The organism is Nonomuraea insulae (assembly GCF_042656245.1).
The window spans coordinates 13909-37256 of sequence record NZ_JBHSPA010000079.1; the positions used below are offsets into that span (position 1 = coordinate 13909).

At 68.1% G+C, this 23348-nt stretch carries 26 protein-coding genes; 2 read left to right on the top strand and 24 right to left on the bottom strand.

Annotated features, from left to right (window positions below):
- Positions 1–89: 89 nt before the first annotated feature.
- A complete protein-coding gene (locus tag ACFPZ3_RS51520; RefSeq protein WP_379521778.1) occupies positions 90–632 on the top strand; it encodes a TetR/AcrR family transcriptional regulator in 543 nt (180 codons plus the stop codon).
- A gap of 104 nt (positions 633–736) precedes the next feature.
- Here the strand turns inward: ACFPZ3_RS51520 and ACFPZ3_RS51525 are convergent, their stop codons facing one another.
- The 4 genes from ACFPZ3_RS51525 to ACFPZ3_RS51540 form a co-directional block, all read right to left on the bottom strand.
- Entirely contained in the window at positions 737–1054 is a 318-nt protein-coding gene (locus ACFPZ3_RS51525; protein ID WP_379521779.1) for an STAS domain-containing protein, read from the bottom strand.
- An 81-nt stretch (positions 1055–1135) separates the two neighbouring features.
- Complete coding sequence (locus ACFPZ3_RS51530; RefSeq protein ID WP_379521780.1) at positions 1136–2305, bottom strand: sensor histidine kinase; 1170 nt, start codon at positions 2303–2305, stop codon at positions 1136–1138.
- Positions 2306–3415, bottom strand: coding sequence for an ABC transporter permease (locus ACFPZ3_RS51535; RefSeq protein ID WP_379521781.1), 1110 nt, complete (start codon positions 3413–3415; stop codon positions 2306–2308).
- Complete coding sequence (locus ACFPZ3_RS51540; RefSeq protein ID WP_379521782.1) at positions 3412–4308, bottom strand: ABC transporter ATP-binding protein; 897 nt, start codon at positions 4306–4308, stop codon at positions 3412–3414. The genes ACFPZ3_RS51535 and ACFPZ3_RS51540 overlap by 4 nt, the downstream gene beginning before the upstream one ends.
- 128 nt (positions 4309–4436) lie before the next feature.
- Between ACFPZ3_RS51540 and ACFPZ3_RS51545 the strand changes: the two genes are divergently transcribed.
- On the top strand, positions 4437–5030 hold the full coding sequence (locus ACFPZ3_RS51545; RefSeq protein ID WP_379521783.1) for a cob(I)yrinic acid a,c-diamide adenosyltransferase: 594 nt from the start codon (positions 4437–4439) through the stop codon (positions 5028–5030).
- Positions 5031–5304: 274 nt separating this feature from the next.
- Here the strand turns inward: ACFPZ3_RS51545 and ACFPZ3_RS51550 are convergent, their stop codons facing one another.
- The 20 genes from ACFPZ3_RS51550 to ACFPZ3_RS51645 form a co-directional block, all read right to left on the bottom strand.
- Positions 5305–5685, bottom strand: a complete 381-nt coding sequence (locus tag ACFPZ3_RS51550) for a DUF2550 domain-containing protein (RefSeq protein ID WP_379521784.1) — start codon at positions 5683–5685, stop codon at positions 5305–5307.
- A 28-nt stretch (positions 5686–5713) separates the two neighbouring features.
- Positions 5714–6115, bottom strand: a complete 402-nt coding sequence (locus tag ACFPZ3_RS51555; RefSeq protein WP_379521785.1) for a F0F1 ATP synthase subunit epsilon — start codon at positions 6113–6115, stop codon at positions 5714–5716.
- A gap of 66 nt (positions 6116–6181) precedes the next feature.
- Positions 6182–7630, bottom strand: coding sequence for a F0F1 ATP synthase subunit beta (gene atpD / locus ACFPZ3_RS51560; RefSeq protein WP_379521786.1), 1449 nt, complete (start codon positions 7628–7630; stop codon positions 6182–6184).
- Position 7631: 1 nt separating this feature from the next.
- Positions 7632–8534, bottom strand: a complete 903-nt coding sequence (locus ACFPZ3_RS51565; protein WP_379521787.1) for a F0F1 ATP synthase subunit gamma — start codon at positions 8532–8534, stop codon at positions 7632–7634.
- 3 nt (positions 8535–8537) lie between these two features.
- The gene (gene atpA, locus ACFPZ3_RS51570; RefSeq protein WP_379521788.1) at positions 8538–10187 is read right to left on the bottom strand and encodes a F0F1 ATP synthase subunit alpha; all 1650 of its coding nucleotides are present in this window, start codon (positions 10185–10187) and stop codon (positions 8538–8540) included.
- 23 nt (positions 10188–10210) lie between these two features.
- Positions 10211–11020, bottom strand: a complete 810-nt coding sequence (locus ACFPZ3_RS51575) for a F0F1 ATP synthase subunit delta (protein WP_379521789.1) — start codon at positions 11018–11020, stop codon at positions 10211–10213.
- Complete coding sequence (locus ACFPZ3_RS51580) at positions 11020–11571, bottom strand: F0F1 ATP synthase subunit B (protein ID WP_379521887.1); 552 nt, start codon at positions 11569–11571, stop codon at positions 11020–11022. Before ACFPZ3_RS51580 ends, ACFPZ3_RS51575 begins: the two co-directional genes overlap by 1 nt.
- 36 nt (positions 11572–11607) lie before the next feature.
- Positions 11608–11838, bottom strand: a complete 231-nt coding sequence (atpE, locus tag ACFPZ3_RS51585) for an ATP synthase F0 subunit C (protein ID WP_055506968.1) — start codon at positions 11836–11838, stop codon at positions 11608–11610.
- A gap of 71 nt (positions 11839–11909) precedes the next feature.
- The gene (gene atpB, locus ACFPZ3_RS51590; RefSeq protein WP_379521790.1) at positions 11910–12704 is read right to left on the bottom strand and encodes a F0F1 ATP synthase subunit A; all 795 of its coding nucleotides are present in this window, start codon (positions 12702–12704) and stop codon (positions 11910–11912) included.
- Positions 12705–12773: 69 nt separating this feature from the next.
- Complete coding sequence (locus ACFPZ3_RS51595; protein WP_379521791.1) at positions 12774–12989, bottom strand: AtpZ/AtpI family protein; 216 nt, start codon at positions 12987–12989, stop codon at positions 12774–12776.
- A gap of 65 nt (positions 12990–13054) precedes the next feature.
- Positions 13055–13477 carry a hypothetical protein gene (locus ACFPZ3_RS51600; protein ID WP_379521792.1) on the bottom strand — a complete coding sequence of 141 codons (423 nt, stop codon included), beginning with the start codon at positions 13475–13477 and terminating at the stop codon, positions 13055–13057.
- Positions 13478–13607: 130 nt separating this feature from the next.
- Positions 13608–14894: a glycosyltransferase family 4 protein gene (locus ACFPZ3_RS51605; RefSeq protein WP_379521793.1), complete on the bottom strand. Its 1287-nt coding sequence runs from the start codon at positions 14892–14894 to the stop codon at positions 13608–13610.
- Between the two features lie 57 nt (positions 14895–14951).
- Positions 14952–16217 (bottom strand): serine hydroxymethyltransferase, encoded by a 1266-nt coding sequence (locus ACFPZ3_RS51610; RefSeq protein WP_379521794.1) that lies wholly within the window; start codon positions 16215–16217, stop codon positions 14952–14954.
- A gap of 58 nt (positions 16218–16275) precedes the next feature.
- Positions 16276–16653 carry a hypothetical protein gene (locus tag ACFPZ3_RS51615; protein ID WP_379521795.1) on the bottom strand — a complete coding sequence of 126 codons (378 nt, stop codon included), beginning with the start codon at positions 16651–16653 and terminating at the stop codon, positions 16276–16278.
- Positions 16653–18368, bottom strand: coding sequence for a hypothetical protein (locus ACFPZ3_RS51620; RefSeq protein ID WP_379521796.1), 1716 nt, complete (start codon positions 18366–18368; stop codon positions 16653–16655). Before ACFPZ3_RS51620 ends, ACFPZ3_RS51615 begins: the two co-directional genes overlap by 1 nt.
- A gap of 1228 nt (positions 18369–19596) precedes the next feature.
- A complete protein-coding gene (locus tag ACFPZ3_RS51625) occupies positions 19597–20244 on the bottom strand; it encodes an L-threonylcarbamoyladenylate synthase (RefSeq protein ID WP_379521797.1) in 648 nt (215 codons plus the stop codon).
- Positions 20245–20355: 111 nt separating this feature from the next.
- Entirely contained in the window at positions 20356–21210 is an 855-nt protein-coding gene (gene prmC / locus ACFPZ3_RS51630; RefSeq protein WP_379521798.1) for a peptide chain release factor N(5)-glutamine methyltransferase, read from the bottom strand.
- Positions 21207–22259 carry a peptide chain release factor 1 gene (prfA, locus tag ACFPZ3_RS51635; protein WP_379521799.1) on the bottom strand — a complete coding sequence of 351 codons (1053 nt, stop codon included), beginning with the start codon at positions 22257–22259 and terminating at the stop codon, positions 21207–21209. The genes prmC and prfA overlap by 4 nt, the downstream gene beginning before the upstream one ends.
- 89 nt (positions 22260–22348) lie before the next feature.
- Positions 22349–22567, bottom strand: a complete 219-nt coding sequence (gene rpmE, locus ACFPZ3_RS51640) for a 50S ribosomal protein L31 (RefSeq protein ID WP_379521800.1) — start codon at positions 22565–22567, stop codon at positions 22349–22351.
- A 138-nt stretch (positions 22568–22705) separates the two neighbouring features.
- A complete protein-coding gene (locus tag ACFPZ3_RS51645; RefSeq protein WP_379521801.1) occupies positions 22706–23341 on the bottom strand; it encodes a response regulator in 636 nt (211 codons plus the stop codon).
- Between the last annotated feature and the right edge of the window lie 7 nt (positions 23342–23348).

Genomic DNA, 23348 nt, shown 5'->3' on the forward strand with positions numbered 1-23348 from the left:
CCACGATCATGTTGGACGGGTGGAATGTGAACCGGTCTTACCGGGGAATGTCGGCTGAGCAAAGGCTGGCGGACAGACGGGAGCGGCTGATGACGGCCGCGTACACGCTATACGCGAAGCCGGGTTTCGCGGCGACGACCATCGAAAGGCTGTGCTCGGAGGCCAGGATCTCCAACCGCGCCTTCTACGAATGTTTCGGCGGCCGCGAGGAGCTCCTGCAGGCGTTACACGAGCGCTGCGTGGAGGAAAGCCTGGCCGTCGTTGCCAAGGCGTTACAGGAGGCGCCGCACACGCTCGACGGAAGGGTCAAGGGAGGGATTCGCGCATATATCGAGTTCACAACGGCCGACTGGCGGCGGGCTCGCATCATGCACGTCGAGGTACGCAGATCAGGAGACGTCCTGGCGCTGTCGAGGCAGCGGGCGGTGGAGTCCTTCGCCCGGCTCGTGGAAGAGGCCTCCGCCGATTTCCCGCTGGCCCCGAACTTGAATCGGCGACTGGTTGCACTGGGAGTAATTGGGGCGTTACAAGAGCTGCTGATCGAATGGCTGTTGACCGAAGAGCAGCCGGAGATCGACGAACTCGTCGCCGTGGCCGTGCACATCTTCGACCGCAGCCTCGGCGGCGGTTGAAACGCATTCGCGCTTTTGCGTCCACGGACAACCGAAATCTACATTTTGTCTAAGTAAGGAAAGAGCGGGTAACGGCTGATCGTTACCCGCTCCGATATGTCACATCAGGCCACCGCGGCAGCCGGAACCTCCACGTGCAGCACCCGATTCAGCCGGGTCACCGCGAGTATCCGCATGATCCTCGGTGGCACCCCCCGAAGAACGAGGCGGCGTTGCACGCTCAACGCGCGCCGATGCGCGCCCACCAGCACTCCGAGACCGGTCGCGTCGATCATCTCCAGCTTGGAGAGATCGAGGATCAGGTCGCCCTCACCGGAGTCGAGCGCATCGTGCAGCCGCTCACGCACTCCCGCCGACGTGCCGGCATCGAGCCGGGCGCCTATCCTCACCACCTGGGCCCTCGGATTGCCCCGGACGCGCATGCCACCTCCTCAGTCACGCACGTAGCGTAGTCAAACCCCCGCGCGAAACGCGCGACGAGGTGAACCCTCGTCGTGAGTCCCCTACCCATCTATCGGCAATGACACGACTGCCTTGAGCAGGAACTCTCCATCCGGCGTGGGATGCGCCGTCATCTCGCCGCCCACGGCGGCCAGTCGCTCGCCCATCCCCGCCAGGCCGCTCCCCAGGTCCGCGGCCTGCCGCCGGGCCACCCCGTCATTGCGTACGACGAGCTCCGCCTCCCGCTCGGTGAAGCGGAGCGTGATGTCGCAGAACGTAGCGGTGCTGTGCTTGAGAACGTTGGTCACCGCCTCGCGCACCGCGTACGCGAACACCGGCTCCACTCCGTCAGGAAGCTCGCGGTAGGGCAGCCGCACCTCACAGCGGACCCCCGCCGCTTCGAGCACTCCTTTCACGCTATTCAGTTCGGCGGCCAAGTCAAGCTCGCGGTAACCGCGCACGGCCTGCCGCAGGTCCTTCAGCGCCTTCCTGGTCAGCCGGTTCACCTCGGCCATCTCGGTCTTGGCCTTGCCGGTGTCCACGTCCGACAGCCGTACGGCCAGCTCGGTCTTGACCGCGATGGCGGAGAGCTGGTGCCCCACGAGATCGTGCAGATCCCTGGCGAAGCGCAACCGCTCCTCGGCCAGCGCCAGCCGCGTGTGCGCCTCCCGGCCCTTGTGGGCCTCTTCCGCCAGCGACCAGATCCAGATCCAGATCCTGTTGGACATGGGCTGAAGCCAGCAGAAGATCCCGTAGAACAGCGTGTTGAAGAGCAACAGCTGACCCGGCGTCAGACCGAACCCCACGGCGGCCACGCTGACCCCCCACCCCAGCGTGGACAGTGCGGCGCCGACCAGCCACGTGCCCAGCGCGATCAGGCGGGCCGTGCGCCGCGGGAGCTCCAGCGTGGCGATGGACAACCAGCACACGATCACCCAGCCCCAGCTCAGCGCGTCGGCCCCGCCCAGGCCGGCCACCAGCAACGCGAGAACCGCCGCCACCACCACCTCTCTGGCGGGGTAACGGCGGCGGTCCAGCACCGCGTTGATGTTCCGGAGACTGAGCCAGGTGAAGCCGACCGCGGCGACCAGCGCGGGCGCGGTACGCCACCAGTCGATCAGTCCCACATCGAGACCGACCGCGACGTTGATGGCGATGACCCCCCACAGGGCGATGAAGCCCGAGATCAACACCTTCCAGGTGATGCGCCGCGCCCGCTCGATCTCGTTCATCTACCGGCTACGCAGCACGTCGCCGAGTTTCAGCCGGGCGCCCGTCCGCAACACCGCCCGCTCGTAGACCTTGGCCCCGAAGGACAGGACCGCGACCACGGCCGCCAGCATCACCAGCATGGACAGCCCCACCTGCCAGAAGGGCACCTCGGACGCGGCCATCCGCACCGGCATGATCATGGAGGAGAACGGCGGGATGTAGGAGACCACCGTGGCCAGCGTGCCCGTGGGCTCGTTGCTGACGTAGAAGGCCACGAAGTACGTGGCCATGATCATCATCGTCAGCGGCGTCAGCACGGTGCTGACCTCTTCCTGACGAGAGACCAGGGAGGCCATCGCGGCCGACAATGTGGCGAAGAAGGCGTATCCGAGCACGAACCACACCAGCACCGCCAGCACCAGCGCCGGCATTCCGGGAGGAAGGTCCGCGGCGCTGCCGGAGGCCGCCGCCGTGGCGAGCCCGACCACCGCGATCGTGAACAGGTTGATCAGGCCGAGCACGCCCAGCCCCAGGATCTTGCCGCCGAGCAGCTGCCACGGCCGTACGGAGGAGAGCAGGATCTCCACGATCCGGCTGCCCTTCTCCTCCACCACGCCCATGGCGACCGCCACGACCTGCCCCATGATCAGCATGAAGAGCACGAAGACGAGCAGGGTGGCGACGGCCTGACGAGCACCCTCGTACCGGGTGTCCGCGCCCACGGACTGCATCTCCAAGCGCGGGATGGCCACGCCGGCGGCGCCGAGCTTGAACTCACGGTTGACGCTCTGCAGGAGCACTTCGAGCTGGGAGTCGATCTCCCCGTCGGTGAACACCTTGGTGCCGTTGACCAGCACCGCGTCCACGTCCCCGTTGAGCACGGCCTGCTTGGCGGCCGCCTCGTCGGCGAACTTGCGCCACTCGAAGTCCACCTCCGGCGCCGCCGTGTGCAGCGGGAGCTGCTGGGAGTTGACGGTGCCGATGGTGTAGGAGTCGCCGCCGCCGATGACCGTCGGCAGGAAGGAGACCACCGCCACCAGCACGGCCGTGACGAGGAGGCCGATCACGAAGGCCTTGGTCCGGATCTGCGTGGTGATCTCGCGCCGGGCGACCAGCAACAGTCCGTTCACGCCACGGCCTCCTTGAAGATCTCGGTGAGCGTGGGTTGTTCGACGCCGAAGTGCTCGACGCGCCCCGCCTTCGAGGCGCGGCGCAGGATCTCCTGGTCGTCGCCGTCCGTCGTACGCAACGTGTGCCGATCCCCCTGCACGGTGACCGTCCCTGGCAGCCCGTCGGCCCAGCCGGGAGCCGGCTCGCGGACGACCACGCGCAACGCGTTGCCCTCCGCGGCCCGCAGGTCGGCCACGGTTCCGGTGGCCACCATCCGGCCGGCGGAGACGATGCCCACCGAGTCGCACAGCCGCTCGACCAGTTCGAGCTGGTGGCTGGAGAAGATCACCGGAACGCCGCCCCTGCACCGCTCCTGCAGCGCCTCGGCCAGCGCGTCCACCGCGATCGGGTCCAGCCCGGAGAACGGCTCGTCCAGGATCAGCACCTCGGGTTCGTGCACCAGCGCCACGGCGAGCTGCACGCGCTGCTGATTGCCCAGCGACAGCGCCTGCACGGCATCGCGCCTGCGCTCGGTCAGCCCGAGCCGCTCCAGCAGGTCGTCGGTGGCCTTCTTCGCGGCCTGCACGCTCAGCCCGTGCAACCGGCCGAAGTACTCGATCTGGTCGGCGACCCGCATCTTCTGGTACAGCCCGCGCTCTTCAGGCATGTACCCGAACCGCTGCCGGTCGTCGTAGCCAAGGGGCTCACCCCGCCAGCTCACCGAGCCGGAGTCTGCCTGGAGCACGCCCATCACGATGCGCATCGTCGTGGTCTTGCCGGCGCCGTTCGCGCCGACGAACCCGAACATCTCACCCGGCCGCACGGCGAAGCTGATCCCGTCCAGGGCGACCTTGCCGCCAGGCGCGTCGGGACCCCCGGTGAAACGCTTGCGCAGCTCGTTGATCTCGAGCATCAGGTCATCTCCTTCATCATGGGGTCAATAGTGGCCCAAACCGCGTTCGACCAGGTAGTCGCCGAAATCATCGGCCCCATGTGGATCCCGCGTGCGATCCGGATGACATTTGTCATTACGCTGAGGCCATGACGCGCGCCGACAAGGACAAGCCGGTCGTCCTCTCCCGCATCTACACCCGTGCGGGCGACGACGGCACCACAGCGCTGGTCGACATGAGCCGGACCTCGAAGACCGATTCCCGGCTGGCGGCCTACGCCGACGTGGAGGAGGCCAACGCCCACCTGGGGGTCGCGCTCGCCCACGGCACGCTCTCCGCCGACCTGGTGGCGGTGCTGATCCGGGTGCAGAACGAACTGTTCGACGTGGGGGCCGACCTGGCCACACCCGTCGTCGAGAACCCGGAGTTCCCGCCGCTGCGGGTGGAGGCGTCCTACATCACCTGGCTGGAGGAGCAGTGCGACCGCCTCAACGCCGATCTGCAACCGCTGCGCAGCTTCATCCTGCCCGGCGGCGACCCCGCCACTGCCTCGCTGCACGTGGCCCGCGTCACGGTCCGCAGGGCTGAGCGCACGACGTGGGCGGCCCTGCAGGAGCACGACGACATGAACCCGCTCACGGCGAAATATCTCAACCGCCTGTCCGACCTGCTCTTCATCGCCTGCCGCGTCGCCCACGCCGGCACCGAGATCCTCTGGAAGCCCGGCGGCAGCCGATCATAATCATCATCTTTTACGCGCTGCCGTGGCTCTCCACCCGCCGCACTTCGGCTGACGGCCCTCCAGGAAACGCCCTCTGACCCATCACCGCTGCCCCACCGCTACGCGAGCCCGCCTTGCCCGGTTACGTGGTTCACGATTGGCCACGGAAGTCGGCCGGCGGGGCGCTCCGTAACGGTGGCGCGCCACTGACCGGTCAGAGGGCGTTTCCCTGGACAGGTGCCGGCCGGGGACGGCGGGTGGCAGACCACGGCAGCGCGTAGAGGATGGAAGGTTTTCAGGCGACGTCGAGATAGGCGCTGGGGGGAGCGGATTCCAGCCAGGCCAGGAACCCTGTCAGGGCGTCGGCGCTCATCCCCAGGGAGATCCCCCGGGTGGTGCCCCCGCAGTCGACGGCGAACAGGCCGCCGTCGATCTCGCGACGGGCGGATACAACAAGGCCGCGCCTCGCGATAGCGTGGCGCGGCCTGAGTCGGATGCCCATGAGCGGAATCCAGTGGAGTTCCCCGTCGGCGTAGCGGGCTACCCCGCTCTGCCATCCGCGTTCTCCCTCACGCAGCCGGCAGGGCATGTTCCCCCGCGATCTGGCCAGCATCACACCCCGCAGGAATATGAGGGCGGCCAGCAGCACTATGAGAACCACTACCGTCGCTACCATGCCGCCCCCTGAACCCGCTTGAACAGTATTAAACCTCTTCGCCCGCCGCGCGCAGCCGAGCCTTGGCACGCTTGGCCTCGACCGCCGCGTCGGCGTCCTCCTGGTTGGCCTCGATCGAGGCCTGAGCCCGGTCGAGAGCGTCGCGAGCCGCCGCGACGTCGACCTCGGAACCGAGCTCGGCCACCTCGGCCAGCACGGAAACCTCGTCGTCGGCCACGGAGATGAACCCACCGTGCACCGCCGCCACCAGCTCCGGCTCGCCTTCCCGCTTCACGCGTAGCACACCGCCCTCGACGAGGACGCCGAGCACAGGTGCGTGTTGCGGCATAATACCGATCTCGCCGTCCACGGTCTTGGCAATCACCATGTCGGCCTCGCCCGACCAGATCTCACGCTCGGGTGAGACAACCCCTACGCGTAGCTTCGCCACTGGTGTAGGTTCCTTTCCGATCAGGTGGTGGTACGGCAATCAAGCCATACCACCACCATAGGGCGATTACCGACGCTCGAGTTCCTTGGCCTTGGCGATGGCCTGCTCGATGCCGCCGACCATGTAGAACGCCTGCTCGGGCAGGTGGTCGTACTCACCCGCGCAGAGGCCCTTGAACGAGGCGATGGTCTCGTCGAGGGGCACGGTCTCGCCCGGCTGGCCGGTGAAGGCCTCGGCCGCGTACATCGGGTGCGACAGGAAGCGCTCGATGCGGCGGGCCCGCTGGACGGTGACCTTGTCCTCCTCGGAGAGCTCGTCGATACCGAGGATCGCGATGATGTCCTGGAGCTCGCGGAACTTCTGCAGGATCCGCTTGGTCTCCTGGGCCACCCGGTAGTGCTCCTCGCCCACGATCTGCGGGTCGAGGATCCGGGAGGTGGAGTCGAGCGGGTCCACCGCGGGGTAGATGCCCTTCTCCGAGATCGGCCGCGACAGAACGGTCTGCGCGTCGAGGTGCGCGAACGCGTTGTGCGGGGCCGGGTCGGTGATGTCGTCCGCGGGCACGTAGATCGCCTGCATCGAGGTGATCGAGTGACCACGCGTCGAGGTGATGCGCTCCTGGAGCACACCCATCTCGTCGGCCAGCGTGGGCTGGTAACCCACGGCGGACGGCATACGGCCGAGCAGCGTCGAGACCTCGGAACCGGCCTGCGTGAAGCGGAAGATGTTGTCGATGAACAGCAGCACGTCCTGCCCCTGCACATCGCGGAAGTATTCCGCCATCGTCAGCGCCGACAGGGCGACCCGCAGACGGGTGCCCGGCGGCTCGTCCATCTGGCCGAAGACGAGCGCGGTGTCCTTGAGGACGTCCGCCTCCTCCATCTCCAGCCACAGGTCGTTGCCCTCACGGGTGCGCTCGCCCACACCGGCGAAGCACGAGGTGCCACCGAAGTTACGGGCGACCCGGCGGATCATCTCCTGGATCAGCACGGTCTTGCCCACACCGGCGCCGCCGAACAGGCCGATCTTCCCACCCTGCACGTACGGGGTGAGCAGGTCGATGACCTTGATGCCGGTGACCAGCAGCTCCGTGCGGGACTCGAGCTGGTCGAAGGGCGGGGACGGCCGGTGGATGCCCCACCGCTCCTCGATCTTGAGCGAGGAGGTCGGCACGTCGAGCGTCTCGCCCAGCGCGTTCCACACGTGGCCCTTGACGACGTCGCCGACCGGCACCGAGATCGCGGCGCCCGTGTCGGTCACCGCCTGGCCACGGACCAGGCCGTCGGTGGGCTGCATGGAGATGGCCCGGACCAGGTTGTCACCCAGGTGCTGGGCGACCTCAAGGGTCAGGGTCTTGGCCTCGCCGCCGAGGGTCACCTCGACCTTGAGGGCGTTATAGATCTCGGGCATCGCCTCGATGGAGAACTCCACGTCGACGACGGCGCCGGTGACACGTGCCACGCGGCCAGTGCCGGCCGCGGCGGCTTCTACAGTTTCAACAGCCTCTGCAGTCATTTCACTCTTTCCCCGCTGCGCTGTCAGCGAGCGCGTTGGCGCCACCGACGATCTCGCTGATTTCCTGGGTGATCTCCGCCTGGCGAGCCTGGTTCATCTGCTGGGTGAGCACCCGCATCAGCTCATTGGCGTTGTCGGTCGCCGACTTCATCGCGCGCCGCCGCGCGGCCTCTTCCGAGGCCGCGGACTGGAGCAACGCGGTGAAGATGCGCGACTCCACATAACGCGGCAGCAGTGACTCCAGCACGTCGCCGGCGGTCGGCTCGAACTCGAAGTACGGCGGAATCACGGTCGTCTCCGTCGCCTCGGTCTCCTCGACCTCCAGCGGCAGGACTCGCTTGACCACGACGTTCTGCGTGAGCATCGAGACGAACTCGGTCGAGACGATGTGGATCTCGTCGATCCCGTCGTCCGCCTTGAACGAGTCGATCAGCGTGGTCGCGATCTCCTTGGCGTCGGCGTAGGCCGGCTTGCGCGAGAACCCGACCCAGCTGCCGCCCATCTCGCGGTTGCGGAAGGTGTGCCAGGTGACACCCTTCCGCCCGGTGACGAACGGCACCACGGTCAGGCCGCGGCTCTCCAGCAACCCGCGCAGGGCCTCGGCCTCGCGCAGCGCGTTGGCGTTGAAGCCGCCGCAGAATCCGCTGTCGCTGGTGACGATGAGCACTCCCGCCCTGGCGGGGTTCTCCTTCGCCACGGTCAGCGGATGGTCGACGCTGGCCGCGTTGCTGACGACGCCGGTGACGGCGCGAATGATCTCACGCTCGTACGGCAGCGCCGCCTGCATCCGCTGCTGCGCCTTCACGATCCGTGAAGAGGCGATGAGCTCCTGGGCGCGCGTGATCTTCGCGGTCGACTTGACCGAGGTGATCCGCCGCCGCAGCAGCCTTAGCTGGGCACCCATGTCCTACTTCTCCGCCGCAGGCCGGACGACCTTCTTGATCTTTTCCTGACCGACCTCGTCCGCACCGAGCGGCGCCACCGGCTCGTCCTTGACCAGCAGCTCACCCGAGGAGGTGGTGAAGCCCTTCTTGAACTCCGTGATGGCGTCCTTGAGGGTGGTCACCGTGTCGTCGGCCAAGTCCCTGGTCTCGCGGATGGTGTCGAAGACACCCTTGTGCGAGGACTGGATGTAGTCCAGGAACTCCATCTCGAAGCGGCGAACGTCCTCGATCGGCACCTCGTCCAGCTCGCCCGTCGTGCCGGCCCAGATCGAGGCCACCTCGCGCTCCAGCGAGAACGGGCTGTACTGGGCCTGCTTGAGCAGCTCCACCAGCCGCTGGCCACGCTCGAGCTGCGCCTTGGACGCGGCATCCAGGTCGGAGGCGAAGGCCGCGAAGGCCTCCAGGTCACGGTACTGCGAGAGCGACAGACGCAGCGTACCGGCGACCTTCCTCATGGCCTTGGACTGAGCGGCGCCACCGACTCGGGAGACCGAGACACCGACGTTGATGGCCGGGCGCACACCCGCGTTGAACAGGTCGGTCTCGAGGAAGACCTGGCCGTCGGTGATGGAGATGACGTTGGTCGGGATGAAGGCCGAGACGTCGTTGCCCTTGGTCTCGATGACCGGAAGACCCGTCATCGAGCCGGCGCCCATGTCGTCGGAGAGCTTGGCGCAGCGCTCCAGCAGACGGGAGTGGAGGTAGAAGACGTCGCCGGGGAACGCCTCACGGCCCGGCGGACGGCGCAGCAGCAGCGAGACCGCGCGGTACGCGTCGGCCTGCTTGGTCAGGTCGTCGAAGACGATCAGGACGTGCTTGCCCTGGTACATCCAGTGCTGACCGATCGCCGAGCCGGCGTAGGGCGCGATGTACTTGTAGCCGGCGGGGTCGGAGGCGGGGGCGGCGACGATGGTGGTGTATTCCATCGCGCCTGCCTCCTCCAGGCGAGCGCGCACCTGCGCGACGGTCGAGCCCTTCTGGCCGACCGCGACGTAGACGCAGCGGACCTGCTTGGCGGGGTCGCCAGAGGCCCAGTTCTCGCGCTGGTTGAGGATCGTGTCCACGGCGATCGCGGTCTTGCCGGTGCCACGGTCGCCGATGATCAGCTGTCGCTGGCCCCGGCCGATCGCGGTCATGGCGTCGATCGCCTTGATGCCGGTGGCCAGCGACTCCTTCACCGGCTGCCGCTGAACGACGCTGGGGGCCTGCAGCTCGAGAGCGCGAACGCTCTCGGCCTCGATCGCGCCCTTGCCGTCGAGCGGGTTGCCGAGCGGGTCGACCACACGGCCGAGGAAGTTGTCGCCAACGGGCACGGACAGGATCTCGCCCGTCCTGCGGACCGTCTGGCCCTCCTCGACCTTGCTGAAGTCGCCCAGGATAACGACACCGATCTCGCGGGTGTCGAGGTTAAGTGCCAGGCCGCGCGTGCCGTCCTCGAACTCGAGCAGTTCGTTCGCCATCGCCGAGGGAAGGCCGGAGACATGGGCAATGCCGTCGCCGGCGTCGACGACGGTCCCGATCTCCTCGCGCGCGGCGCCTTCCGGTTCGTACGCCTGGACGAAGCGCTCAAGCGCGTCCCGGATCTCGTCCGGCCGGATCGTAAGCTCCGCCATCTCTACTCTGTCTCCCTATTCGCCTAGCCGGCCAACCGGCGGCGGACTTCTTCGATTCGTCCCACAATGGTGGTGTCGATGAGCTCGTCGCCGATGCGAACCGAGAACCCACCGAGCACTCGCTGGTCCACCTCGACGTTCAGGTGCACGTCGCGGCCATAAGAGACGCGCAGCCACGTGGCCAGGCGCTCCTTCTGTGCCTCGCTCAGCTCGACCGCGGTACGCACCACCGCCACGAGGCGCTGGCGCTGCTGCGCCACGAGCTGACTCGCCTCTTCCAGGCCCGTCTCCAGGCTACGCCCGCGCGGGTGCACCACCAGCTGCGTGATCAGACGCAGGCTGGCCGGTGCGACCTTGCCCTCGAGCAGGTTGCGCAGTAGGTCGCGCTTGCCCTCCTCGGGAGCGGCCGCGTCGGCGAGCGCACGGCGCAGGTCGGGGTTGGCGGCAACGATGCGGCTGAAGCGGAAGAGCTCGTCCTCCACCTCGTCGAGCCTGGACTGGCTCTCGGCCTCGGCGGCCGCGGCGACCACGCCGAACCGTTCGAGCGAGTCGGCCAGGTCACCGGAGCGCGACCACTTCGCCGAAACGGCTGCCTCGGCCGTGGCCATCGCCGCCTCGCCGACCTTGCCTTCGAGCAACGAGCGCGTGATGCTCGCCTTCTGCTCACCGGCCCTGGCCGGGTCGGACAGGGCGCGGCGCAGGCCGTGCTCACGGTCGAGCAGATCCGCGACCGCGAACAGCTCGTCGGAGAGCGTGCCGAGGTCAGCACTGCCGGCCACCGCGTTGAACCGCTCTTCGACGTCGGCCAGCGAGGCCCTGCTCAAACCGCGCATCAGCGCACCGCCTGCGCGTTGCTGTTCTCGAGCTCATCGAGGAACCGGTCCACGATGCGGCTCTGCCTGGCCTCGTCCTCAAGGGACTCACCGACGATGCGGCCGGCCAGGTCGGTGGACAGACGCCCGATCTCCGCGCGGAGCTGGGCGAAGGCCGCCTGCCGGTCCGCCTCGATCTGGGCGTGGGCCGCCTCGACGAGACGGCGGGCCTCGGCCTGCGCCTCCTCGCGGAGTTCGGCCTTGATCTGCGCGGCCTGCTCGCGGGCCTCCTCACGGAGCCTGCCTGCCTCACGCCGAGCCTCTTCGAGCTGGTCGGCGTAACGCTTCTGCAGGGCCTGAGCTTCGGCCTGCGCCTCCTCCGCCCTCTTGATGCCGCCCTCGATCGCGTCGGTCCGCTCCGCCAGCGTCTTCTGGATGCGGGGAACGAGGAGCTTGCCGACAACGAACAGAACGACGGCGAACGAGAAGATACCGACGACGAGCTCGTAGGTGTGCGGAATGAGTGGGTTAGCACCCTCCTCCGCTGCGAGGAGCGTAGCTGCCTTAATCATCATGGTCGCAGCCTTTCGTCAGGGTTTCTTCTGGCCTCAGAGCTGCGCGAAGATGAAGGGCGCGACCAGACCGAGCAGTGCGAGGGCCTCGGTGAGGACGAAGCCGAGGAGCATGTTCTGGCGGATCAGACCGTAGGCCTCGGGCTGACGCGCGATGGCCTGCACGCCCTGACCGAAGATGATGCCGACGCCGATGCCGGGGCCGATGGCGGCAAGACCGTAACCGATGGCGGTGACGTTGCCGGAGACCTCAGCGAGAACGCTCATTGCTGTTATTCCTTTACTGGACGGCCGGTGAAGGGAGTCCCACCGGTCATGGATATTCCGGTATGTGGTTCTCAGTGATCTGGGTGCAGCGAGCCGCCGATGTACATCGCCGCCAGCATCGCGAAGAGGAACGCCTGCAAGAACTGGATGAAGATCTCGAAGGCGGTGAAGATGATGGTCATGATCACGCCGACGATGCCGACGGGAGCTCCCAGCGGGGTGAGCTGTTCGAACAGGAACCAGAAGCCCACCATGCTGAAGAAGGCCAGCAGCATGTGACCGGCGAACATGTTGGCGAACAGTCGCACCGCGTGCGTGAACGGCGCGATCACCAGGTTGGAGAGGAACTCGATCGGCGCCAGCAGGAAGTAGATGCCCTTGGGCAGACCAGGCGGGAACATCATGTTCTTGAAGTAGCCGCCGGCGCCCTGGTGCTTGACGCCCAGGTAGATCTTGAGCACGTAGATCGAGAGCGCCAGCACCGCCGGGAAGGCGATGTGCGAGGCCACGGGGAACTGCAGGACCGGGATGACGCCCATGATGTTCCACAGGAAGACCAGGAAGAAGAGCGTCACCAGCAGGCCCATCCACCGGTCGGCGTCCTTGCCCAGGAAGGGCCGGGCGACCTGGTCGCGGACGAACATGTAGCCGTACTCGACCACGTTCTGCACGCCCCGAGGCACGACCTTGGGGTTGGAGAAGGCAGCCCAGGTGATGCCGATCACCAGAACGGCGCTGAGCAGCGCCAGCAGGACCGGCTTGGTGAACCAGTCGACCCCGGGAATGATCGGCGGCAGGTTGAACAGCTCATCAGGCGTAGGCGCCCCGAACTGGTCAGCGGGTGCGAGGACCGTCAGCGCACTCACGCGGCGTTCCCTTCAACGTCGTTGTGTGGATCAAGAGGATTCCCTCAGCGAAGCCGTCGCTGCGGCGGACTAGCGAGAGAACTTCCGGTACGCCAGATAGCCGGCGAGCACCAGCCCCAGGACGATGCCTATGGGGAAGAATGCGGACATGTCCAGCCACCGGTCCAGCAACCACCCGATGCCGCCATAGATAGCCATCCCGGCGAGCAGAGAGCTCGGGATAGCCCACATGGCATCGGCGAAGTCGCGACCGTCTTCTTCCGGTCGGCGTTCCTGTGCGCTCATCGCGGCCCTGACGATAGCAGGCAAGTAGAGGACTAGTCATATCGGACCCCGTCCGTGAACCAGCCTCATGAGTCGCCCTTACCGGGGACGTTGGCTTCGGGGTCGACGTAAAGCATCTTGGTCTTCACGAAGGCTCGGACTTCGAAACCCGTCCAGACCAGCGTGCACACCACGACGGCCCAGGCGAAGGCCTGGTTGTTCCAGGCCGTGGTGTCGCGGAACGAGACCAGCACGATCATGATTGCGACGATCTTGACGAGGTAACTGCCCATCGCGGCGATCGCCATCATCTGCGGGGAGATCCGGGCGGCATAGGAGACGGCTACCACGCTGACGCTGAAGAAAACCCCGACCAGCAAGGTGCCGATGACCGCGCCCAGTGCTCCCTTGCCGCCGGCTACCAGGAGCGCCACGACCACGGCGACCAGCCCGACCAGGGCGGTCGGAATCGCGGCGCTCTTAAGGACGCGCACGTCGTTGGCCTGCATGTATGCTCCATCAGCAAATTATCAAGCGAGCGTTTGCTACCTCCAGAACCGGAGTATCTGGAGTCCCTGCTCGTGAAAGATATCACAAGCTCACGGAAGGCCGCTTTTACCTGCCGCTTCTAGTTCGCGATCAAGGGCGGCTCGGAAATACGGGAATGACCGGGTTTCCCTCGGTCGTCGCGCGGGCGGTCGTGGATCCGTCCGCCGGCGGCACCTGCCGTCTGACCTGTGTGTCCGGCAGGATCGGCGGCATCGGCCCGGTGGGCGGGCCGTCGTCGTCGGGCTCCTTGCCCCGCGGGGCCGAGTGCGCGCCGCCCCTGCCCCGCCAGCGCGGAGCCGCCATCAGGACCAGCACGGCCAGGGCCAGCACGATGACCACGGGGAACATCAGCACCGGCACACCCTGCCGCGACATCAGCACCACGCCGAAGGCGAACAGGAACGCCCACGCGTACATGATCAGCACCGAGCGCCGCATCGAGTGGCCGATGTCCAGCAGCCGGTGGTGCAGGTGACCGCGGTCGGGCGCGAACGGCGACAGGCCCTGCGAGGTGCGTCTGACCACCGCGGTGATCAGGTCGACGAGCGGCAGGACCAGCACGGCGGCGGGCAACATGAGCGGCACCAGCACGCCGACCTTGTTCATGTCCTCGATGGCCGCCGGGTCGAGCGGGGTCACGGTCACGATCGAGGAGGCGAGCACCAGCCCGATCAGCATCGCGCCCGTGTCGCCCATGAAGATCTTCGCCGGGTGGAAGTTGTGCGGCAGGAACCCCAGGCAGGTGCCGATGAGGACGGCGGCGATGGCGGCGGTCGTGGTGATGTTGCCGACGCTCATGCTCTGCGCGAGGAAGATCGAGTAAGCCCAGGTGGCCATGGCCGCGATGCACACGATCCCGGCCGCCAGCCCGTCGAGCCCGTCCACGAAGTTGACCGCGTTGATGGTCACCACCACGACCAGGATGGTGATGATCGTGCTGAGCGTGTAGTCGAGGCTGGTGGAGCCGCCCCAGTCCTTGGGCAGCGGGATGTAGAGCAGCCGCATGTCGAAGAAGACCAGCACGCCGGCCGCCGCGATCTGACCCCCGAGCTTGATGAAGGCGTCCATGCCCCACCAGTCGTCCAGGAATCCGGTCAGCGTGATGAGCCCGCCCGCGACGATGAGCGCGGTGACCGCGTTGGCGTCGGACTCGGCCAGCGCGGCGCCGGTATGGGTGAGATGGGAGGCGGTCAGGAGGCCCACGACCAGGCCGCCGTACATCGCCAGGCCACCGAGCCTGGGCGTCGGCGTGGTGTGCACGTCGCGCTCGCGAACCTCGGGCATGGCGCCGATGCGAATGGCGAAGCGGCGCACCAGCGGAACCAGCAGGTAGGTCACCGCCGCTGAGATGAGCGCCATGAAGAGGTATTCGCGCACGTACCTAGTTTCCAGGATGCTCCGGCCGACTGTGACCGGAAAACGACTCAGACCAGCTTAATATTCGCTGAGATATGGCTGATGTATGGCAAGAAGCGCCGACACTCTGTCCCTGACCTCCGCCGCGGCGGCCGGATGCCGCACCGCCAGCGTCACCAGAGTGCCCACCTCCTTGAGTTCCCGCGGTCCCATCCCCTGGGTGGTCACGCACGGCGTACCGACGCGGATCCCCGAAGTGATCGTCGCCGGTTCCGGATCATACGGCACCACGTTCCGGTTGAGTGTGATTCCAGCGGCCGCGCACCTGCGCTCCGCCTCCGCCCCCGACACTCCCACATCACGCAGGTCGATCAGCGCCAGATGGGTGTCGGTGCCGCCGGACACGGCCCGCATACCCTCCACGGCCAGCGCCTCCGTCAGCGCCTGCGCGTTCGCGATCACCCGCCTGGCGTAGCCGGCGAACTCCGGCCGCATCGCCTCCGCGAACGCCACCGCCTTCGCCGCCACCACGTGCATCATCGGCCCGCCCTGCACGAACGGGTAGACCGCCCGGTCGATCTTCTTGGCCAGCTCCTCCGTGCACAGGATGGCGCCGCCGCGCGGTCCGCGCAGCGCCTTGTGGGTGGTGAGCGTCACGACGTCCGCGTACGGCACCGCCGACGGGATCACACCCGCCGCCATCAGCCCGATCGGGTGCGCCACGTCGGCCAGCAACCACGCCCCCACCTCGTCCGCGATGCCGCGGAAGGCCATGTAGTCGATCAGCCTCGGGTACGCGGTGGCGCCGCACACGATGAGCTTCGGCTGGTGCCGCAGCGCCAGGTCGCGCACCTCGTCGTAGTCGATGAGCTCGGTGTCGCGTCGCACCCCGTACGACACGACGTCGAACCATCTTCCCGAGAAGTTCACCTTCGAGCCGTGCGTGAGGTGGCCGCCGTGCGGGAGCGCCATGGCCAGCATCGTGTCGCCGGGCTGCAGGAGGGCGGCGTAGGCGGCCAGATTCGCCGAGGCGCCGGAATGAGGCTGGACGTTGGCGTGCTCGGCCCCGAACAACGCCCGCGCCCGCTCGACCGCCAGCCGCTCGGCCCTGTCCACCACCTCGCAGCCGCCGTAGTAGCGCCTGTCCGGGTAACCCTCGGCGTACTTGTTCGTCAGGGTGGAGCCCAGGGCGGCCATGACGGCCGGCGAGGTGAAGTTCTCGCTCGCGATCAACTGGATCCCGCCGCGCACCCTGTCGAGCTCGTCGATCAGGACCTGCGCTATCTCGGGATCTCGCCTCCGCAGCAGCCCGAAGTCCGGGCCATAGTAGGGCTCCGCACCCATTTCCCCACTGTACGACCTAATGTCCGGTTCTCCCATACACCGGCGGGGCCCGGAAATTTCATCGCGGGTAGTAGGCGTGCGGCGCGCTTGCCGTCGTGTGCACCCATCGCGGCGTATCGGCCGCCTCATCGCTGATCGCGGAGAGCACGGCGAGCCGGTAGGCGATGAGCCTCTTGCGCCATTCCTTGATGTCCTCGACGTAACGCTTCCCCACGGGCGCCTCCCACGTCTGGGGGCTCATGGCCAGGGAGTACGCCCTGTCGAGGACCGTGCTGAGGGTGTCCAGCTCGCTCTTGGCGGACTCCCACGCCGCCACGAGCCGTTTGTATTCGGGATTGAACAGCCAGGCGTGGGGGTCGTCCAACGCTTTACCCGGGATGAGGGGCGGGGTCTCGTCCACCCCCTTGTCCTTGGGGGCCGGTGGGTCGGCGTACATCACGCGCTCCTTTCCGGCCTACCGGACTCCACCGCACCCGGCGGACCGTCCTCTGGCATCCACGCATCCTTTCCGTACTCGCCTGGCGGGATCTCGAGGGAGGACATGTCCTGCGGCTGGATGTCGCGGTGGTGCTCGATCACGGTCGTGAGCGCGTCCAGATCGGGCGGTACGACCTCCGCCGCCACGACCTCAGTCCCATCATCGGCCCACCCCTGAACACCCATCCCCGACTCAGCCACCGTCTTGTAACCGGGTTCCACGTCGTAACCGATCAGAATCCCGTAGGCAGGCGACCCACCACGAACCCCACCCCCACCATCCCCCAGCACCCGCTCCCCCTCCACCGCAACGCTCGTCCCGGCTCCCCCTTGCACCGCAACGCTCGTCCCGGCTCCTCCCTCCACCGCAACGCTCGTCCCGGCTCCCTGCCCGGCACCGGCGACATCGCCGCCTTGCACCGCACCGCCCAAAGCGGCACCCGCATCCCGAGCCGATCCCGAGCCGTAAGCTCCTGCATCAGCGCCATCGCCTCCATACACCCCGACGCTCGCATTGACGCCCGCGCTGGCCTCCACGCCCGGAGCCGAGCCCGCTCCGTAGACGCCCGACCCCACGCCACCGCCCCCCTGCACCCCAGCGGCGCCGCTGCCTCCCCGCCCGTCCGTGCTCCCATCGGCATCCGTCGTCGTGGGTGGTGTGTCGGTGGTGGCGCCATTGGGCGTTTCGGCGGAGGGGTTGGTCGGCGGGATCGTGACCGGCTTCCCTCGCTCACCCGTCCCTTGATCGCCCGTCCCACGATCACCGGTGCCCTGGTCACCAGTCTCCTGGCCACCCGTCCCCTGGCCACCCTGGTCGCCCGTGCCGCCAGCGCCCTGGCCACCCGTCCCCTGGCCATCCTGATCGCCCGGACCCTGGCCACCCGTGCCGCCGGTGCCCTGGCCACCCTGGTCGCCTGTGGCGCCGGTGCCTGTACCGCCAGTGCCTTGATCGCCAGTTCCCTGGCCGCCTTGGTCGCCCGTACCCTGGCCGGTTCCCTGGCCGCCGCCAGTGCCCTGATCGGGTAGTTCGCCTGTCGGCGGGGCCGGTGTCGTGTCCTTGCCGCCCGGTGTGGTGCCCGTGTCGCCGCCCGGCGTCGCATCCTTGTCCGAATCGCAGGCATCGTCGGTGGCGGGGGGAGCCGTGTCGTCGGCTGGTGTGGTGGCTGCACCCGCCACCTCGCCCGTCGAGACGCCGTCCGAGGTGACGTCCGTTGGTGGAAGGGACACCGGCTGGCCTGCGCCCGTGCTCGGTCTGGCCGGGTCAACGGAACCCGTGGGGCCATCCGGCCTGACGTCCTGCTCAGCCCAATCGCCCTTGCCGTATTCTCCGGCCGGAACGTCCACACCGGGCATGTCCTGCGGCCCAATGTCCCGATGGTTCTCGATCACCGTCTCCAGCGCGTCCAGGTCGGGCGGATTCGCCCCTGCGGAGACCACGTCGCTGCCGTCGTTGGCGTAGTTGCCAATGGTCGTGGCATCGGCGACACCGGCGGGAACGTTCGGCATCTCGGCCGGTGGCACGCGATCGGGGTGCTGCAGCATGTCCTCCACGACCTCAGCGGTCGGCGGATCGAGCGGCACCTGCAGAACCTTGACCCCATCGACCACCACAACCTGTGGCTTGGCCGCGCTCTGCCCGTCCTGGACGGGATTGTCCGTCCCCCCACCATCCACCCCGACCCCGACACCCTGCCCCGTCCCAGTGCCCTGCCCGGTTCCAGTGTCCGTCCCCGTCCCAGTGCCCGTCCCCGTCCCAGTGCCCGTCCCAGTGCCTTGGCCGGTCCCGGTGTCCGTCCCAGTCCCAGTGCCCTGGCCGATCCCGGTATCCGCCCCAGTGCCCGTGCCCTGGCCGGTCCCAGTGCCCGTCCCCGTGCCAGTGTCCGTCCCCGTGCCCGTTCCTGTGCCTTGGCCGGTCCCGGTGTCCGCCCCAGTCCCAGTGCCCTGGCCGGCCCCAGTGTCCGTCCCCGTGCCGGTGCCCGTTCCTGTGCCCTGGCCAGCCCCGGTATCCGTCCCCGTGCCAGTGCCCACTCCTGTGCCCTGGCCCGTCCCGGTATCCGCCCCAGTCCCAGTGCCCTGGCCCGTCCCGGTGTCCGTCCCTGTGCCGGTGTCCGTCCCGGTTCCCTGGCCGATCCCAGTGCCCTGACCAGCCCCGGCGTCCTGTCCCGTCCCCTGGCCGGTCCCGGTCTCTGCCCCAGTGCCCTGACCGGTTCCGGTGCCAGTTCCGGTCCCAGTGCCCTGACCGGTTCCGGTGCCAGTTCCGGTCCCAGTGCCCTGGCCGGTTCCGGTGTCTTTGCCGTCGTCACAGCTCTTCCCGTCGGAGTCGGTGGTGCCGTCGGCCCCAGTCCCGCCCCGCGCGCCGGTCTCGCCGTCGGAGCCGGTCTTCCCGTCCGAGCCGGTCTTCCCGTCCGAGCCAGTTTTGCCGTCAGACCCGGTCTTGCCGTCGGAGTCGGGCTTCGCCCCGTCTGTGCCGGTCCCGCCGGTCCCAGCGCCGTCCCTAGCCGGAGGCGTCACTTCCTCATCCGCGCGCGGATTCCCGTACAGGTCCTGATCCCCGCGCACATCCTTCTGCCCGGCCCCCGCCGGCGGATCGACCCGTTTCTCCAGCGCCCCGAGCCGGACGTTGACGTCCTTGACCATGTCATCGACGGCATCGGCGATGTGCACAGGACGATGGGCGATCCCGGCGGACAGCCCGGCCTGGTGCATGACAAGCCTGATCCGGTCCTCGACCGTGCGCATCCGCGTGGCCGCGCTCTTCACCTCGGCCAGCAGGTCACGGACCAATTGGGGATCCATGCCGTCGTACTTGCCCATCGGCCACTCCCGGACGTATCGCAGCTCCGGGCCTTACCGTAATCATGGCCCGAGCGCGATAGCAGCCGGAATAAGCAGCCGGTATACCTCAGTCGTCGGTGGCGACGTAGCCGATGATGCCGCGCAGCTTCTCCACCGGGATGGCCCCGCGCCGCAACATCCGGGGCACGGCCGTGGTGAGGTCGAGGATGGTGGAGGGCGTGTTGTCGGTGGTCTTGCCGCCGTCGAGGTAGACCGGGATCGACTCGCCGAGTTGCTCCTCGGCCTCCTCGGCCGTGGTCGCGGCGGGCGCGCCCGAGCGGTTGGCGCTGGAGACCGCCATGGGGCCGGTCTCCTTGAGCAGTTCGAGCGCGACGGGGTGGAGCGGCATGCGGATGGCCACCGTCCCCTTGGCGTCCCCCAGGTCCCAGGAAAGGGCCCTGTTGGCCTTGCAGACCAGCGTGAGCGCCCCCGGCCAGAAGGCGTCTATCAGGTCCTGCCCGTACGGCCCCAGGTCGTCCACGAGCGCCGTGGCGGCCCTGACGGTGCCCACCAGCACGGGCGGCGGCATGTCACGGCCCCGGCCCTTGGTGTCGAGCAGCGCGGTGACGGCCGCGGGGGTGAAGGCGTCGGCGCCGATGCCGTACACGGTGTCGGTCGGCAGCACCACGAGCTCGCCTCTGCGTACGGCGGCCGCGGCCTCCGTCAGGCCCTCGGCCCGCTGTTCGGGGTCGGAGCAGTCAAAACGTCGTCCCACGATCTCTTCGCCTCGCTCCGCCCGGTAGACGAGCGGCGCTGTCGAGGCCTCCCCCTTCCTCCTCAGACGGCCGACGGTGCCAATGGGGCAGCCGAGCCGCTCGCGTGCATCCTAGTCCTGGCCCAGCCTGGCCGTGACGAAGCGGTCTCTTCTGGTGAGATCCTGGCGCAGACGTACGTCCCGCCAGCCGTTGTCCTCAGGGAAGGTCAGGTAGACGGACCTGCCCTGCTCGTCGGCGTGCTCCACGGCCATCCAGCCCCCTGGACGCAGCAGGCGGCGGGCGGTGCGCTCCACCGCGCGGACCTCGCCGAGCCCGTCGTCGCCCGAGCCGTAAAGAGCCCTGGAGGGGTCGTAGTGACGCACCTCTGGGTCGCGCGGGATCGCGCCGGGCGGGATGTAGGGCGGGTTGGAGATGACCAGGTCGACCTTGCCGTTGAGCTCGGGCAACGCCTCGGCGAGATCTTCCGGGTGCAGGTGCGTGCGGCCCTGGCCGTGCTCGGAGATGTTGCGTTTGGCCCATGTGTACGCCTCGGGGTCGACCTCCACGGCGTGCACCTCGGCCAGCGCCACCTCCTGGGCGATCGACAGCGCGATCGCGCCGGACCCGGTGCCCAGATCGACCACGAGGGGGGCGGTCACGTCCATCTCCCGCAGGGTCTCGATGGCCCATCCGGCCATGACCTCGGTCTCCGGCCGCGGCACGAACACGCCGGGCCCGACCGCGAGCTCCAGGTAGCGGAAGTAGGCGTGGCCGGTGATGTGCTGCAGTGGCTCGCGGGCCTCGCGCCGCGCGACGCCCTCCCAGAAGAGCGCGTCGAAGTCGGCGTCCCTGACCGTGTGGAGCTCACTCCTGCGCACGCCGTGGACGAACGCCGCGATCTCCTCCGCGTCCGTGCGCGGTGACGGAACGCCTGCCTCGGCCAGCCGGGCGGTGGCGAGCGCGATTTCGTCCAGCAGAAATGTCATGAGTGTTGTGCGAGCTTCTCCGCCGTCTCGGCGTCGATGAGGGCTTGGGTGACGGCGTTGAGCTCACCGTCGAGAACCTGGTCGAGGTTATACGCCTTGAAGCCGACTCGGTGGTCGGAAATACGGTTTTCCGGGAAGTTGTAGGTGCGTACGCGCTCGGAGCGGTCCATGGTGCGGACCTGCGACTTGCGCTCGGCCTGGGCGGCGGCCTCGGCCTGTTCCTGAGCGATGGCCAGCAGTCGCGCGCGCAGGATGCGCAGGGCCGACTCCTTGTTCTGGAGCTGGCTCTTCTCGTTCTGGCACGAGACGACGACGCCGGTGGGCAGGTGGGTGATGCGGACCGCGGAGTCGGTGGTGTTGACGCTCTGGCCGCCGGGGCCGCTGGAGCGGTAGACGTCGATGCGCAGGTCGTTGGGGTCGATCTGAACCTCGACATCCTCCGCCTCCGGGTAGACGAGCACGCCCGCGGCGCTGGTGTGGATGCGGCCCTGGGACTCGGTGACGGGCACCCGCTGCACGCGGTGCACACCGCCCTCGAACTTGAGCCTGGACCACACGCCCTCGTCGCCCTTGGCCCGGATGCCGACCGTGACGTCTTTGTATCCGCCCAGGTCGGAGGGCTGGCTGTCGATGACCTCGGTCTTCCAGCCGAGCCGCTCGGCGTAGCGCAGATACATGCGCAGCAGGTCGCCGGCGAACAACGCGGACTCCTCGCCGCCCTCGCCCGCCTTGATCTCCATGATGATGTCCTTGTCATCATTGGGATCACGCGGGATGAGCAGGTGCTTGAGCCGCTCCTCCAGCTGGGGGATGCGCTCTTCGATCTGCACGGCCTCGGCGGCGAACCCCTCGTCCTCCTTGGCCAGCTCCTTGGCGGCCGTCAGATCCTCGCGGGCCGAGCCGAGCTCGCGGTAGGTGCCGACGATCGGCGTGAGCTGCGAGTAGCGCTTCCCGAGCGTGCGGGCCTTGTTCTGGTCGGCGTGCACGGCGGGGTCGGCGAGCTGCAGCTCCAGCTCGGAATACTCCTTGAGCAACTCGTCGAGGTTCACCGTGGATCCCTTATTCGTCAGAAGATATGGCCTTCACCAACAACGCCGACCCGGCGCACCGGGGTGCGTCCGGGCCGGCGTCGGTGGAGCTAGTTGCCCGTGGCCTTCTTGCCGAAGCGCTTCTCGAAGCGAGCCACCCGGCCGCCGGTGTCGAGGATCTTCTGCTTGCCCGTGTAGAACGGGTGACAGGCAGAGCACACGTCGGCGTGGATCACGCCGTTCTTGGCGGTGCTACGCGTGGTGAACGTGTTGCCGCAGGAGCAGGACACCTGCGTCACGTGGTAATCGGGGTGGATGTCGCTCTTCATCGCTGTCCTTTCGGGGTGCGGCCGCCGGGTCGCCTTTACGAACGGCGTGAACCGGAGCCGCAAAATCGGTCAGCTACCAGTGTGCCAGATCGTGCAACCATCCCAGGCCGTCAGGCATTCCTGTCGATCTATCGCCTGTCACCGGCCCAGGTATGTGAGCACGGCGAGCACCCGCCGATGGTCCTCCGGCGCCGGCCCGAGCGCCAGCTTGGCGAAGATGCCGGAGATGTGCTTCTCCACCGCACCCTCCGTGACGACCAGCCTGGCGGCGATGGCGGTGTTGGAGCGCCCCTCGGCCATCAGGGAGAGCACCTCGCGCTCCCGGGGCGACAACGAGTCGAGCGGCGCGCCACGGCGCTGACGGCTGAGCAACTGCACGACCACCTCGGGGTCGATCACCGTGCCCCCGGCCGCCACCTGCCGCACCGCCTCCAGGAACTCGGCCACGTCGGCCACCCGCTCCTTCAGCAGGTATCCGACGGCCCTGCCGATGAGGTCGCCGGCGTAACGCTCCTCCACGTACTGGGACAGCACCAGAATCGGGAAGTCCGGCCGGGCCTCGCGCACCCTCAGCGCCGCCCTCAGCCCCTCGTCGGTGTGGGTGGGCGGCATGCGTACGTCGACGATCGCCAGGTCGGGCTCATGCTCCAGCACCGCCGCCACCAGCGAGGACCCGTCGGAGACGCTCGCGACCGTCTCGATCCCGCCGTCGGCCAGCAGCCGCGCGAGCCCCTCGCGCAGCAGTACGGAATCCTCGGCGATGACCACGCGCATGGCCCTT